This window comes from Candidatus Scalindua japonica, assembly GCF_002443295.1.
In the GTDB taxonomy this organism is placed as follows: Bacteria; Planctomycetota; Brocadiia; order Brocadiales; family Scalinduaceae; genus Scalindua; species Scalindua japonica.
In genome coordinates, this window is the sequence record NZ_BAOS01000005.1 from 158,106 (window position 1) to 172,739 (window position 14,634).

Annotated in this window: 13 protein-coding genes; 6 read left to right on the forward strand and 7 right to left on the reverse strand. The window is 36.0% G+C overall.

Features of this window, described 5'->3' with window-relative positions; genetic code table 11:
• Positions 1–2: 2 nt before the first annotated feature.
• The 5 genes from SCALIN_RS05150 to SCALIN_RS05170 all read right to left on the reverse strand — a co-directional run bounded on the left by SCALIN_RS05150 (position 3) and on the right by SCALIN_RS05170 (position 5,520).
• Entirely contained in the window at positions 3–761 is a 759-nt protein-coding gene (locus SCALIN_RS05150; protein ID WP_133111676.1) for a tetratricopeptide repeat protein, read from the reverse strand.
• Positions 762–808: 47 nt separating this feature from the next.
• Positions 809–2,008: a response regulator gene (locus SCALIN_RS05155; protein WP_133111678.1), complete on the reverse strand. Its 1,200-nt coding sequence runs from the start codon at positions 2,006–2,008 to the stop codon at positions 809–811.
• A gap of 178 nt (positions 2,009–2,186) precedes the next feature.
• The gene (locus SCALIN_RS05160) at positions 2,187–2,681 is read right to left on the reverse strand and encodes a histidine kinase dimerization/phospho-acceptor domain-containing protein (RefSeq protein ID WP_096893285.1); all 495 of its coding nucleotides are present in this window, start codon (positions 2,679–2,681) and stop codon (positions 2,187–2,189) included.
• A 93-nt stretch (positions 2,682–2,774) separates the two neighbouring features.
• Positions 2,775–4,172 carry a sigma-54-dependent transcriptional regulator gene (locus tag SCALIN_RS05165; RefSeq protein WP_162532156.1) on the reverse strand — a complete coding sequence of 466 codons (1,398 nt, stop codon included), beginning with the start codon at positions 4,170–4,172 and terminating at the stop codon, positions 2,775–2,777.
• A 118-nt stretch (positions 4,173–4,290) separates the two neighbouring features.
• Positions 4,291–5,520 (reverse strand): tetratricopeptide repeat protein, encoded by a 1,230-nt coding sequence (locus tag SCALIN_RS05170; protein ID WP_096893289.1) that lies wholly within the window; start codon positions 5,518–5,520, stop codon positions 4,291–4,293.
• 436 nt (positions 5,521–5,956) lie between these two features.
• On the opposite strand from SCALIN_RS05170, the gene SCALIN_RS05175 reads away from it, so the two are divergent.
• Positions 5,957–7,180: a multicopper oxidase domain-containing protein gene (locus tag SCALIN_RS05175; RefSeq protein WP_096893290.1), complete on the forward strand. Its 1,224-nt coding sequence runs from the start codon at positions 5,957–5,959 to the stop codon at positions 7,178–7,180.
• Between the two features lie 331 nt (positions 7,181–7,511).
• On the opposite strand, the gene SCALIN_RS05180 is transcribed toward SCALIN_RS05175, so the two are convergent.
• The gene (locus SCALIN_RS05180) at positions 7,512–7,721 is read right to left on the reverse strand and encodes a hypothetical protein (RefSeq protein ID WP_096893292.1); all 210 of its coding nucleotides are present in this window, start codon (positions 7,719–7,721) and stop codon (positions 7,512–7,514) included.
• Between the two features lie 73 nt (positions 7,722–7,794).
• Positions 7,795–8,130, reverse strand: a complete 336-nt coding sequence (locus SCALIN_RS05185) for a flagellar biosynthesis anti-sigma factor FlgM (RefSeq protein ID WP_096893294.1) — start codon at positions 8,128–8,130, stop codon at positions 7,795–7,797.
• A gap of 953 nt (positions 8,131–9,083) precedes the next feature.
• On the opposite strand from SCALIN_RS05185, the gene SCALIN_RS05190 reads away from it, so the two are divergent.
• The 5 genes from SCALIN_RS05190 (at position 9,084) to SCALIN_RS05210 (ending at position 14,496) form a co-directional block, all read left to right on the forward strand.
• Positions 9,084–9,464: a response regulator gene (locus SCALIN_RS05190; RefSeq protein ID WP_096893296.1), complete on the forward strand. Its 381-nt coding sequence runs from the start codon at positions 9,084–9,086 to the stop codon at positions 9,462–9,464.
• A gap of 286 nt (positions 9,465–9,750) precedes the next feature.
• Positions 9,751–10,734 carry a response regulator gene (locus SCALIN_RS05195; RefSeq protein WP_162532157.1) on the forward strand — a complete coding sequence of 328 codons (984 nt, stop codon included), beginning with the start codon at positions 9,751–9,753 and terminating at the stop codon, positions 10,732–10,734.
• Between the two features lie 141 nt (positions 10,735–10,875).
• Complete coding sequence (locus SCALIN_RS05200; RefSeq protein ID WP_096893300.1) at positions 10,876–13,023, forward strand: chemotaxis protein CheA; 2,148 nt, start codon at positions 10,876–10,878, stop codon at positions 13,021–13,023.
• A 203-nt stretch (positions 13,024–13,226) separates the two neighbouring features.
• The gene (locus SCALIN_RS05205) at positions 13,227–13,718 is read left to right on the forward strand and encodes a chemotaxis protein CheW (RefSeq protein WP_096893302.1); all 492 of its coding nucleotides are present in this window, start codon (positions 13,227–13,229) and stop codon (positions 13,716–13,718) included.
• A 139-nt stretch (positions 13,719–13,857) separates the two neighbouring features.
• Positions 13,858–14,496, forward strand: a complete 639-nt coding sequence (locus tag SCALIN_RS05210; RefSeq protein ID WP_096893304.1) for a chemotaxis protein CheX — start codon at positions 13,858–13,860, stop codon at positions 14,494–14,496.
• Positions 14,497–14,634: the final 138 nt, after the last annotated feature.

Genomic DNA, 14,634 nt, shown 5'->3' on the forward strand with positions numbered 1-14,634 from the left:
TTCTAATATACTTTAACCGTATTATGTTTGGCGCCATCTTTCTTCAAAGAATGGTTTGCCTGCTTAATATAACTTTCAGCGATTTTATAATGTGCTTCAATCACCATATTTTTATCCTTTTCTTCAGTATATCTGGATTCCTGACCTGCCACTTCATATAAAACCCTTCTGGCCTCATCATAATTACCAGTTAAAATTAAACACTCTCCCAGTCCCAGTTGAGCGCTCAGTCTATAAGGACTCTTCAAATAATCATTTGATACTTTTCCATATAGTTCTATTGCTTTTTCATATTTTTCTAACTTATAATAACTTTCAGCTAAACGGCTGAGAACCCTGTCACTCTCATCAAACGTGATTTTAGAATTTATCACCCTTTTATATGCAACGACTGCCTTTCCGTACTGATCATAATCAAAATACATGTCTGCATTTTTTATACTATTCGCAAGGTTATATTTAGTTATTTTCCTTGTTTGCAAGAGTCCACTTGTTAAACCAGTCTTCTTTTTATTTTTAACCGTTCCTTTTGCTAATTTTTTTGAAGATTTCTTAAGACCGAATCCTTTGGTCTTTCTCTCTTTTCCCTGTTTGTCTATCATGGATTTAAGAGCCTTTTTTTCTTTGCTAATCCAATTATATTGGATAAACATCAGCCCTAAAACAAGAGCAAGGATACAAAGGTTAATAAATATAATCCCCTTATACCCACTTGTTGTCCCAATTAATGAATTTATTTTAAGTTTTAATTTTTTAATCATTTTCTGTATTATAAGAACATGAACAAAAAGAGTTGTCCATGTCACCTCTAGTTGGAGGTTATAATGGACGCTGCAATCATTTTGTCTAATTTACGCCTGCTACCGCTAGTTGACCGATTCTCGCAATTCTTATCAAGGCTGATTAGTAATATCGTCTCTTCATCTAAGCTGACCTCCCGGTCATTTGATATCGCTGTATCTATTGTAACATTTTCAATATTTTCCTTTTGTAAGCCGTTTATATTCATTAAAGCATTTTCAACTCTCCTTTTTATGACGTTACCTTCTTCAACAATTTTTGACATTGAATTACTTCGTGACAACATCAATCTGTTTTCATATGAATACGGCATAGAACCTTCAATTATGTCAATTTCAGAAGAAACGCCCAACGGATAAGGATTTGCTTCCATTATCTCGACCTCTCCGTCCGGAGCTATCATAGTACAGACAAGGTTACACCCGCTATTAACATATCGAATGACTCTCTTTCGTTTATCAATATGTACACATAACATCGACAAATTGATATGTGGCTGAATATTCCTATACAAAAACTCATTGATTCTATCGATAATAGCTTTTGGCGTTTTGCCTGTTTTCAATCTAAATAATGTCTTGATCATTATACCTATCTGCCGGTTCTCCCACCAATCTCTATGATGTTCACTCTGAACATTAATATTCCCAAATATCAATGTAGACTTATTATTGTTAATAGAGTATGAATCGAATACGACAGTACTTTTTGGCTGACATGCAGGACCGTCAAAGAAATAAGACAGGCCATCCGGTTTCAAGAGATTATCGGATTTTGACAACCCTATCTCCCCATTTGTCCGCAACAGGCATGTTCTTTCTCTTTCAGTATCTTTTGAGATACTACCTTCATTTAACATTCTTACAATTACATCTTTAATCTCCCGTATTTTAAAGGGTTTACTAATCATTTCAACGACACCCAATTTTGCTGCTTCTTTGACTGTTTCGAGAGAGCCGTATGCAGTAATAATAATTATCTTTAAATCTGAGATGCTTTTCTTAATCTCACGTATTAATTGGATACCATCCATACCATGCATCTTAATGTCAGTTATAATCAAGTCATATTGTGCCTGCTTCAAATGCTCAAGCGCCTGAAAAGCGTCTTGGGCCACATCAACCTCATAGCCCTCACTAACCAAAGACTCCCTGAGAACATACCTGATGGTTTCCTCATCATCTACCAATAAAACCCTGTTATTCAATTTATAGTTCTTCCTTATTATTACCAGGCAAACACTCTTTTCATCATTTACAGTGAACTGATATTTGTCAATTCAGATTACTATGGCATGAAAGACTACCCTTCAACTCAGCTCAGGATTATGTCACACTGAGTGGAGTCGAAGGGTTATAACATCTATATTTCTAATCTCAAATTTACTATTTCTTTGAGAATGCCTTAAAAAGGTCTTTCACCAAGTTCTCCAGACGATCAACTTCCTTAAAAATCATCTCAAAGAATTTTTCATTTGCGCTATCATTCCCTGTTCTCTCCTTCAGTACCTCTGCTGCCGCTGAGATACCCGCCAGCGGATTTCGTACTTTATGAGTAACTATAGCCATCAGTTCGTGCAGGTCATTAAAGTATTCAGTTTCTTTATATTTTTCTACAATGATTTTTACTCCTTCATCATCGCTTACATCAACACCGGATTTCTCATCATTACCAGATTTCTCTATCTGTTTGTTCAATGCAGCAGACAACTCTGCCTTTGTAATTAAATTCATCTTCAGCAGGATTACACCCAAAAGTTGATACTCCTGGTTTTTTTCCTGCAGGCATAGCGCTTTTTCAATATCAGAATCATTAATTTGACCATCTTCAACTAAAATCTGCCCCAGTTTTTTTTGATGTGAAACATTATCTTTTTCCATAGTAGTATCTTTGTTAATTTTTCCCTGTTAATAAGACACGAATTATACATCAAATCTGCCTGGAACATGACAGGCAGAAACTTACGCTACACACTATTGTTTAATATCATAATGCTTAATCTTGTTGTATAATGTAGTTCGATTAATACCCAGTATTTTAGATGCCTTGGTCATACGCCATGAGGTCTCTTTAAGCACTTCCGTTATATGCAGCTTCTCAACAGTTGCAATAGATTGGTCAGTATCTTCGCCTGACCCACTCTCTGTTGTTGCCGTCTCTGAACCCAATAACAGGTGCTCGGCTGAAAGCATTGAATTATTTGAAAGTAACACTGCTCTTTCAACAACGTTCTTCAGTTCCCTCACGTTTCCCGGCCAATCATAGTTCCTTAAAGCCCCTTCTACTTCCGGTGGAATATTATTAATATTCTTGTGAAACTCTTTGTTAAAGGTATGAATATAGTGTTTTACAAGCGGGATAATATCATCTTTTCTCTCCCTCAACGCGCATAAATATACAGGTAAAACTCTTAATCGATAAAAAAGATCTTTTCTAAATGTACCCTTCTTCACTTCTTCTTCTAAATCACGATTGGTAGACGCAACTATTCTTACGTCTACATTAATATCATCTATCCCTCCAACCCTCTTGAATTTTCTTTCCTGTAAAACTCTGAGCAATTTTGCTTGTAATGGCAGACTCATTTCTCCAATCTCATCAAGAAACATTGTACCTCTCTGGGTTGCCTCAAACAAACCAGCTTTTCCTGTAGTTGAAGCCCCGGTGAATGAACCCTTTTCATAACCAAATAACTCCGCTTCAAGTAGATTCTCTGTTAATGCAGCACAATTAACTTCCATAAATCTATATTTATTTCTCGCGCTCATCATGTGGACATAGTTGGCAATCAACTCTTTCCCTGTCCCGCTCTCTCCCTGTATTAACACTGTACTTGAAGGACTCTGCGCAATTATCTTCACATGTTCAAAAACCTTCTTCATTTCCTTACTGACAGCAACAATGTCACCACTACAGGCTATATTTGCTTTTTCCCTCAACCTTGAAACTTCTCTCATTAGTGATTGAGTACTCAATGCTCTTTCTATCACTACCTTGATATGTTCCATTTTAAATGGTTTCTCAAGATAATCAAAAGCGCCTGCCTTCATCGCGTTCACGGCCGAATCTACAGAGGCATGACCGGTTAATAGAATTACAAGTATGTTCTGATCATATGATTTTATCTCTTTCAGCAAATCCAGACCATTCATTCCAGGCATCTTCAAATCCAGCATCACAAGGTCAGGAATAATTTTCTTAATTAATTTTAAAGAATTTTCCCCATTATCCTCTGTATGAACTTTGTACCCCTCAACCGCCAATGCCTCTTGTAAACAAAATCTGATCGTCTCTTCATCGTCCACCACTAAAATTACTGGCTTCACGCCATCCTGGCTATCCGTATTACCCATCGATTTTGCATCATTCATTTCAACCCTCATAAAAAATTCTTTTTCTAGAATTACTATAATGATAACTTTTATCACCTAAAATATGTGCATATTTTATACAAAACGCTGGATTTTTACACAATGTTTTATAATAATATTAATTATTATTCAGTCTATCAATCTTCTCTTTTGCGGCTTTAATCTCTTTTATATTGCGAGCATACTTGATACACTCTTTGAGGTGTTTTCGAACCTTATCTGATTGACTTCTTTTCTCAAATATTGAAACCAAAGTGGAATTTACCTCATAATTGCCTTTGTGTATACCAAGTGATCTTGCAAAGGCTTCTATTGCCTTATCCTCGGATCCATTATTTAAGTGCAGCATACCTAACTCTTCATAATGCTTCGCTATGTGTATCGGGTATACACTAATTGCCTTTCTATACACTTCAATAGCCTTTTCGTTCTCACCTCTTTTAGATAGTATCCTTGCTATTTCATCAAACGGGTCAATGCCTGAGGTAGAAAATACCTTTAGAATATTTTCATCATAATTCTGATCTAAATGCATTAATATCTTTACACCTTCCTCAATAACTTTATCTTCTATTAAGGCATTCTCCTCGTTACGGATTTTTGAAAGGTATAGCACCATCAAAGAAGCCCTTATACCAACTGCATCGTTAGCAAGAGAGAGTATTTCATTAAGTTTCTTTTCAGAAACATCAAAAGTGTATTGTCCCTGGTTGTATAGGCTAATGATATTTAAGGCATCATCGTAGGCGTTTATATTTCTGCAAAAATCAGTTATTTTGACGGATAATTCCTTTAAAATACTGGAAGACAACTCTTCATGGTTTCCCTCTACGGTAATGCTGACCACTGTTTTTTTTGCTTGGACCCTTATCAGCTCAGAATCTATTCTCACGGTATTTCCGATTAACGATATGTTACCCTTTAGAACATAGTCTGCCTTAAGTTGTCTGCCAAACTTCTTTACTGTTTTTGTATCTAAACGAGCCATCATGTCAACTTGATCTGTTGTCCAGGCTCCGTTAACTCCCTTCGTAACATTCTCTAGTTTTATCATATCGCTTGGTATTGCAGTAGAAACCTTCTCATAAATAATTTCCCTATCTACGGGTTCAAAATACCCAGATTGTGTAAAAATACTTCTTAAAACATCGGGTACCATCTCTTCCATATTCATTTGAGCATAATCCCTGAAAGGCATAACAACAATCTTATAACTCCTTGCAGCATCGGATTTATGGACGAAAAAAACAGCAAATACCAAGACTAATAATGCTATCCGTTGGTAGTAATACTTTTTCAAATTTCTTTTTAAACGAGTAAAATCAATCATTTCTGTTCCTTTCGGCATTCTTCCTTGTAGTTTTGTGCATATTCTGTGCCTAAAAAGTGGTAATTATTTTTACATTGCTGTTTTCTATTACAATTATAGCTCTGCTTATCAATCAACAAATCATTAATACTGAATTGTTGCACTTAAAACTCCGAAGACTCGGGATGATGCCATACTGCCATGTAATGAAGCGGTTTCAATTGTCCTCTCCATGTCTCGTGAGTATCTGAAAATATATTAATAATGCCCGGTAATGACCAGTTTGATTTTTACTTATAACTGGTTTTTACGTATAATGACTATATAAAACTATAGCGATTAATTTTCCATACAGGAAATACGAAAGGTTTTTTATGTTCATGTGTGGCATTTTTTTGTATTTCCTCACGCATTGAATTCTGCGGATTAGAAAATCTTATCGTTTTATTATCTTTAAATGGTAAGGAGAAGATAGATGATACATTTTAAAGCAAATTTGATTAGTAATGCTGGTAACTCCTCTAAATTAAGCTGTCTGATAATAGCAATAATGGGTTTTATTTTTCTTCTCACAGTGTTAGTTAATGCAGAAGAAACGATAATCCCAGGAAATGCAGAAATGGAAGCCGGATTCGTCAAACTACATAATAAGCGACAAATAGAAAAGGAGTTTCATCTTTATGCCACAGACGCTTACAGGAGAATGTCCGACGGAGAGGTTATCTATTTCTGGGGTTTTACTCATGCAAGAGCTTATGCTGACGTCGGAGAAATTACGACCAGAGAGGAGAGAGACGCAAAATTATTACCACTGAACTTACCCGGCGATGAATTACGTCTGAAATCAGGCAAAAATTATGTTATCGCCCTGCACAATGCCGGCTGGTATGAAACGGAAGAACATTCCGGCATTAATAACGTTGCACATACCATTCATTTTCATGGATTAGATCTAATTCCATATGTTGATGGTGTACCAAAATTGCCATACCCGGCAGTATATCCAGGTGAGGTATTCAGATATCTGTTAACAATACCAAAAGATATTGAGGGTTCATATATGGGTCACTGTCATGTAGATTCAACTAATCATATTATGGCTGGTATGTATTTCCCGTTAATTATTGAGAAAAAACCTAATCAAATCTATGGTTATGAATTTGATAGAGAATATACCATTTTCTTAAGTGAAATAGACAGCGAATATATGGAAATGCTCAGAACCCTTGGACATATAAGACGGGGTCTTGACTGGAAATCAAATTATTTTATGATCAACGGAAGGATTTTTGCGGATAATCTGAAAAACCCACTATCTACAGTTAACGATCCAAGGTCCAGGATTGTAGCTTATGACGGCGAGACTGTATTGATAAGACTAATGGCCATAGGATATGATCACATCTACGCGTGGCATCCTCACGCACATCACGGAAAGACTATCGGTAAGGACGGAAGAAAATTAAAATCCCCTTATGAACATGATACGCAACTTATTGGCTCGGGAGAGAGATATGATATCTTGTACAAAATCCCACCCGCTACTTCTAAGAGGGTATGTTTGTCCTGTAATATTGGACCAGGCATAAGCGTTGCTCATGATCATAATATGAAGGGTATGGTTAGCGCGGGTGTATATCCACACGGAGCTATGACAATTTTTGATATAAGATCAAGAAACCCTGAAAACCAGAAATAATTTTGAAATGACTATAAGTTATAAAGAAGAGAATAAATAATTTACAAAATAACTTAAGCCCACAATCAGATCTAATTGAGGCAATCCACTATAAGGTTATAGTGGAGGAAGAAGTCGTGATGACTTTAAAGATATTTTCATTGATTATATAGATTCAAAGTACTTTAAACTACTTCTAACCTCAATAGCCAGGTAATCACATCGTTGGAGCAGACAAGCAGTACAGGACCTTTATAAACAACGTTGGAGTAAACCTGCAAAGATAGATTAAGACTTGCGTCCTTGAACAGCTTAAGCGGTAAAACAGTTTGGATCGTTCAAGCAGCATAAATCATGATGCAACAAAGAAACGATCATTGACACCACCACTGCCAACCTTTATTGTCAAACCACGAAGGCATCTGGGGCATTTTCCCTCATACTGTTTTCCCGAGTGGTTATAGATTCTACCATACACGTTACAACACGCGAAGAAAATCCCCAAAAAGCTCTTCTTTCGCTGTCCAACACCTACCTGTAATTCATTATCTAAGATATCCATATTTCCTCACTGAAACGATCAAATGTAGCTTAAAACTGAAAGTTTAAGTTACATCTTACAATTAATTAAATGCCTACACCAAACCAGAGTCCTTGATAGATTTGGCAACATCTTTAATAACATCGTTACTATCATAAACACCCTCAGCAATACGTGCCTTAGCCATCTTTATCTTATCCTCCCTGGTATCAGGCATATGTTTTATTTCTGATTTTAATCCTGACAACATCTTATGCAACTCTTTAGCCTCCGAAGAGATTTCTACCATGTCTCCACCATTCAAAGCTTTCCCTTCATTAAAGACACTAGATGATGTTTTCTTTGATTCTTCCGTTTTTGCAAGATTTTGGTTTGTTAAGATCTTGCCTATAAGACCATGATTAATCCCTGCTGCTTTATCTACAGACATTTTCAACCCTCCAATCTGTCATAAACATGTTATTTTACTGTTCTTCGCCATAAATACCAACGGTTTTTATTAAACCCTTTTTAATTAAAACAGATTATTTTTGTCAAGAAAGTAAGCAATTGCCGTCTTACAGACGAAAGAAAAACTTTGCCCACATTCATTATCGGCAAACAATTACTGCTCTTTAGCAGAATAATAATTTAAATCTTCACGCAATAGCTATGCCGTAAAAATGTAACGTGGCAGAAGTTTAAAGTAAACTAAAGTTATGGAGAAATGAATAGTATTATTAAAATGCCTATAACCATGGTCAATTAACTTATTCAGGTATTAGCTAATTAATAATAAAGTTTGAATAATGGTTTTCGCTTTTTTCCCCCAACTATTAGTTACTTCAGTTCACTTCAAGCTTGCTGATATTAACGTTTAAATAATCCACAATATGCCCATAAAGTCAACTAGATCGGAATTTACTCCCTTTAAATAACACAGACTAAAAAATTGTAATATCTGGCACAAAGAAAAAAATCAGAACAAATGCAGTGTAAAAGATATTAAATACTTAAAAAAACGAGACTTCATGGAAGAAAAAAATTCCACTCTTTATAAATCCTGGAATTTGAAATATTGCTATTTGTTAAATGGCAACCATTTTGCTATAGCTATCATGCGAAAGAACACACTGGTGTTATTGTCTTAAGCTACCGTGATAACACAGACACATCAATGAGAAAAAAAGTTAGGCATTCATACTAATCACATATATTCTGATAGAATCAGCTTTTTAACAAACTTTGAAAATCGTTTTTTTGAAATTATAACTAATGTTTATTCAATTTATTCCGATAAGAAAAAAGGATTTCTTAATTATTATTGTTTGAAACAAGATTGACAACTGTACTAACAGTAACAAAATAAAATATTTTTAATAACGAAAGGAATGGTGATTCTAAATGACAAAAGTTTTATTAGTTGATGATTCTGCAGTAATGAGAAAAATAATCCAGAGAAATATTAAGGAGACAGGTTTAATTGTTGACGAATTTGTCGAAGCGGGAGATGGTAATCAAGCATTGGACAAGGTTAACGCTAATGGAGATTTAGACCTGATATTACTTGACTGGAATATGCCAAACATGTCAGGAATAGAATTTGTAAAGACGTTGAGATCGTTAAACCTGTCGAAAAGGATACCTGTTGTAATGGTAACCACAGAAGGTTCTGATGCTAAAGTAAGTGAAGCGAAGGATAGTGGCGCGGACGGTTATCTTACAAAACCATTTACTGGCGACCAACTCCGTGACACACTCGGGGACTATCTATTAGTACAATAATCAGCAAGTAAAGACAAGAAGACTCTCAAACTGTCTACAGGTGTAACATGCGACCGTCAGAACTCATGGATGATGACGTTGTTTTCTTCAGAAGATTATAGTTTCAGTTTTGGTCTTATCGTTAAAAAGAATGATTAAAGTTACGAATCCAGTATTCTGGGTTCCGGATGGCAGAATACTGATTTCGCCGCCTGCCATTCGATAGAAAGTTTATTTGTATGGCAATATCGCATTCTATCTTTAAAACAAAATTAATACAATATAATCAATAACAATGGTTGAAACCTTGGAATCAAGTATCTGTCCGTCAAAACTTAAAGAATTAATAGACAACACAATAAGTAAATTAAATGCGGACTGCACCAGTCTTTTAGGAAGAAACTTTGGTATATCCAAACCTAACATAGAAATATCAACTCTCGGTAATTTAATAGAAAGTAATGATAGAAATTACTTCTTGATCAAATCAGAACTTGAAGAGTCTTATCATGGCAACATATGTACTATACTGCAACTAAAGGATGCTATTAAAATCGGCAGTATTCTCCTGGGTTCTAATGACGCAGAGATTAAGGTAAAACTTGAGAAGGAGGACCTTGACGAGGACTGTACTGATGGAGTTACTGAGTTTAGCGGACAATTTTCAGGAATAATTGATTCCGTGTTCAGAAACAAATTATCCAAACCTGTACATATAAAACTTTCATCATGCACAACTATAAACAAAGATAATGCCAGTGATATCCTGCAAGACTCACTTTCAGATGAATATCTACATCTTTCGTCCCTTTTATTGATTAAAGGCTTTGATACCGGACAATACAATATGTTTTTTCCAATTGAATCAGTAGATGAGTTCTTTGGAGAAACGATTCATGAAAAGACGACAAATGTACTTATTACAGATAATTCCGTTGCGGATGTCAGAAAAATCAAAAAATATCTCATTAATACTCCATTCAAAGTCATTTGTTCCACTAATGCTAAAGAAACATTTACTATTCTGCAAAAGGAAAAGATACACTTGATACTTCTTGAATTAAATTTACCATTACAAAACGGGATCGAGATCTGCAAAAGCATTAAGAAAACTCCATATACCAGAGGTATCCCATTGGTAATGATTTCCGGCAAACCAACACAGGAAGCTGTTATTGAATCGTTACAAGCAGGTGCGAGAGATTTTCTTGTCAAACCTTTTAATAAAGAACAACTTTTAAAAAAAATTAATAAATTCAAAGTCAAAGAAAAACCTGCAACTTTATTTTAAACCATGAGAAGCGTAGTTTGAGAATCTGATCAATGATGAAGGTTTTCACATACTACACATTAAATTTACTATACTTCTGTGTAAACAGTAAAACCAATGACACCTCTTATACATCTGATAATAAGAAAGGACGTGATCTAAATGAGTAATCTTAATACAGAAGTACAAAACACTGATACTGCGAATGATGAACTTACTTTGGACATTAAAGAAGATTCAGAAATATTCCTCGAATTTTTATCCGAGGTACTTGATCATCTGGATGAATCAGAAAGCAATATTCTCAGCATAGAGGATGAAGTTTGTGATTATGAAAAAATCAATGCAATTTTCAGGAGTATCCATAGTATAAAAGGAAGCGCTGGGTTTCTCGGATTGATAAATATGCAGCGGCTCAGCCATGAACTGGAAGCGCTACTGGACAAGGCACGAAAAGGTGAAATAACCATAACACAGGAAATTATCAATATTTCTTTAAACGCAATAGACGCACTGAGGAAACTCCGGGATAATCTGTCAATTAAAGTAGACAGAGAACTCGGAAATATCTCTGACACTGAGGTATCGACGCAGGAACAGCCTATCAATATTCAAGAGTTCATAGACCGGATAACATCCATACTGAATGGAGATACCAAACCAAAAGAGATGGTAACTGAGTCACACAATACTGGATCCGTCAACGTTTTGAGCGGACATGAATTGCAGGAAAATACAAAACAAAATCCTGAAATTGATAACATGGAACCGTCAGGAGACTTCTGGTCTGACAAACTATCTGAACAATCGGAAAAAATGTTCCTTGGAGAGATACTTATAGACGAAGGAACCATTACTCAAGAGCAACTTGACAAAGCTATCGATGAGGGAAACAAAAAAATCGGTGAAATACTCATTGAAGATGGAGCTACTACTCCCGAAAAAATTGAAAAGGCCCTTAATGAACAGAAACCTATCGGTCAGATTCTGGCCGAGAAAGGTGATATCTCTGAACCTCAGCTTGATAATGCGTTAAAACAACAAGAAAAGAAAGTAGGAGAAATACTTGTAGAAAAAGGTATTGCAACTCCTGATAAAATAGATTCAGCTTTAAAGACACAACAGGCACAGAGAAGTATGAAATTACAATCACGGACTGTCAAGGTAGATACCGGCAAACTGGACAATCTGTTTGACCTGGTAGGAGAACTCGTAATTGCCAATACACTAATTTGTGGAGAGATGAAGTCTGTAAATAATAACAGTGCAAGTAAAAACCTCTCACAATTAACGAAAATTACCAAGGATATTCAGGACCAGGTCATGTCAATGAGAATGGTCACCCTGAAGCAAACATTCCAGAAAATGTCAAGGCTGGTAAGAGATGTGTCTCAACATTCAGGAAAAAATGTTAAATTTCACATCACTGGTGAAGAGACGGAGCTCGATAAAAATGTTATTGAAGAAATTGCCGACCCACTCGTACATATTCTCAGGAATTCAGTAGATCATGGTATTGAGTCGGAGGAGGATAGGCTTGCTAAAGGCAAACCGAAAGAGGGTTCAGTAACATTAAGCGCCTTTCATAGAGGTGGAAATATCATTATAGAGATCAAGGACGACGGTAAAGGCCTGCAAAAAGAGAGAATTCTGAAGAAGGCCGTTGATAAAGGACTGGTAAGCAAACAAACATCAATGACTGATAATCAAATATACAATTTGATTTTTGCACCCGGTCTGTCTACTGCAGATAAGGTTACTAATATTTCAGGTCGTGGTGTAGGAATGGATGTAGTAAGGAAAAACATTGAGAAGCTCCGCGGTAAAGTTGATGTAACTTCACAGGAAGGAGTAGGATCCACATTTACTATCAAACTACCTCTAACATTGGCAATAATAGACGGCATAGTCGTTAATGTTGGCGATACTAAATACATCATACCTACAGTATCCATAGAGGAGTCTCTGCAGCCTAAGAGAGAAGAGATCAGCACCGTTAAAAACCAGGGTGAAGTAGTCAACATCAGGGGAAACCTTTTGTCACTTGTGCGCCTGCATAAACTTTATGATATTAATACTACAAAGACAGTTCCATGGGAATCTATTGTGGTAGTTGTAGAAGGGGCTGACGGGAAATATGGAGTATTAGTCGATGAACTTCTGGGGCAACAACAGGTTGTAATCAAAAGCCTGGGAGACAGGTTCAAAAATGTGAAAGGTATTTCAGGAAGTGCTATACTAGGCGACGGAAAAGTTGGTTTAATTCTGGATGTCACTGGGGTGAAAGAAGCATTTGTCGGGCACAACTAACTATTGAAAATTGTGGAGAAAAACACCACCTCTTATCATTCTGAATGACCGGAGAGAGCGAAAAATTCCTTGACGCTATATCAGGCAAATATTCTGAGAAGTTTCTCAGAACAAGGTGCAGAGAGTCTTCCTTCGTTACTCACTCAGAAAACAAGGTGTAGAGTGATATCTGACAATATATAATAAAAAAAAAGGAGAACAATATGGAAGCAGTGACAGAAAACATAAAAAATGCAGTGCATGCAGGGAAATATTTAACATTTGTCTTGAGTGATGAAGAGTACGGTATAGAAATTCTTAAAGTCAGAGAAATTATTGGTCTTATGGATATTACAACGGTACCACAGACTCCGGATTATATGAAAGGTGTCATTAATCTCAGGGGTAAAGTCATACCGGTAATTGATCTTAGATTAAAATTTTCTATGCAGGAAGAGGAACATACTCAAGCAACATGTACGATTGTAGTAGAAGTCGGCAACACGTTAATTGGAATAATAGTAGACAGCGTCTCAGAAGTATCTGATATTGGCAGCGAAGAGATCCGGGAAACACCAAATCTCGGACAAGGTATAGATACGAACTATATCATGGGCATGGGTAAGTTAAAGGAAAAACTTATTATACTGCTTGATATTGATAAAGTGCTGTCGGAAGGAGAGCTGGAAATGGTGGAAGAGATAGCAGCGAATTAAAAACAGCAAAGATCTGTATAATAATTTAGCAATGCTGACAAGGATATACATTACCATTTATCTATCTTTGTACCATACAGTAAACCATATTTATCTATGATAGATAGTATAAAAACCTTGTGGTTTGGAAGGAGCAGTTATGAATATAGGTGATTTGGAAGGTAGTATTATTAACGCCATAAAAGATGCAACGAAGGAGGCGTTCTCCACTATGTTAATGACTGAGTTACATGCTGATGAATCTTTTGTCAAGAACGAAGAGAATGTCGCTTGCGACCTGATATCATCCCTCCATTTCTTTAATGATAAGTATATGGTTAAGATAGCGTTATTTTGTGATGCTGCATCTGCCTGTCATATTGCCGGCACAATGCTTGGTATGGAAGTATCCGAAGTTGATGTGGATGTAAAGGATGCAATGGGTGAAATCGTAAATATGATTGCTGGAGGTGCAAAAGTAAAACTGGAAAGCAGGATGGGAGAATTGCATCTTCTGACCCCCTGGATTATCTCTGCTCGAAACCTGAAAATTCCCTCTCGTTCCGATCGTAAAACAGGATTCATTATAGATTCACAGGCACGGTTTTCGTGGGTCATGACAAAGTTTTCTTTTGATAAAGGTACATTTATTGTAAGTGTGCTGCCGAACGAAGTTCCTCAGAACAGCGCAGATCACTCAGACAAGGATATAAATATACTGCAGCAAGAAATAGCAAACCTTAAAAAAGAGAATCTGACCCTGAGAGCAAAGTTTAAGGAAGTAAATATGGTTGTGTAAATATTTTGAACTAAGGTTCATGGAATGAATAGAATGTAGATTCCCTGGTTTATAATACATCTTTTTAAATTCCCTACTGTTGTTTTTTAAGGAATACTGGCACTACACAATTATTAAATTATTAAACAATTTTAACAG